This window comes from Acinetobacter sp. 5862, from assembly GCF_024494585.1.
Lineage (GTDB): Bacteria > Pseudomonadota > Gammaproteobacteria > Pseudomonadales > Moraxellaceae > Acinetobacter.
This window is the reverse complement of record NZ_JANHGP010000098.1, coordinates 1-455: the sequence shown is the minus strand read 5'-3', so window position 1 is coordinate 455 and position 455 is coordinate 1. Positions and strand designations below refer to the sequence as shown.

At 35.8% G+C, this 455-nt stretch carries 1 pseudogene; it reads right to left on the bottom strand.

What is annotated here, in order from left to right:
* Positions 1-455 (bottom strand): annotated as a pseudogene (locus tag NO346_RS14675) (IS5-like element ISAba31 family transposase); the annotation flags it as partial.

The following is a 455-nucleotide window of genomic DNA, read 5'->3' as shown; positions in this document are numbered from 1 at the left end:
CATACCACTTTTGTCTCTTTTAAATCTAATGTTGATATTAAATCAGGTGCAACTTTAACATCATGTGTGGTTCCATCGGTAATCATGAAATCAATAGGATTGCCATGTGCATCAACAATCAAATGTATTTTTGAGGAGTTTCCTCCTACACTTTTAGAAATAGATTGATTCGCTATGCCAGCAGAATGTTGATGAGCACGTACATGAGAGCCATCAATAAAAATCCACTCCATATCGGGGCATGAGGCTAGTAATTTGAATAATCTAAGTAACTTACCGCTGCTTGACCAACGATTAAAACGTTTGAAAATAGAGTTTGAATGACCAAAACAACAAGGAATATCTCGCCACGGACAGCCTGTTCTAATTCTATAGAGAATAGCTTCAATAAAATTGCGTAAATTTGAGTTGTGGTGAATGGATAAATTACGCAGAATAACTTTCAACTTTTGCCA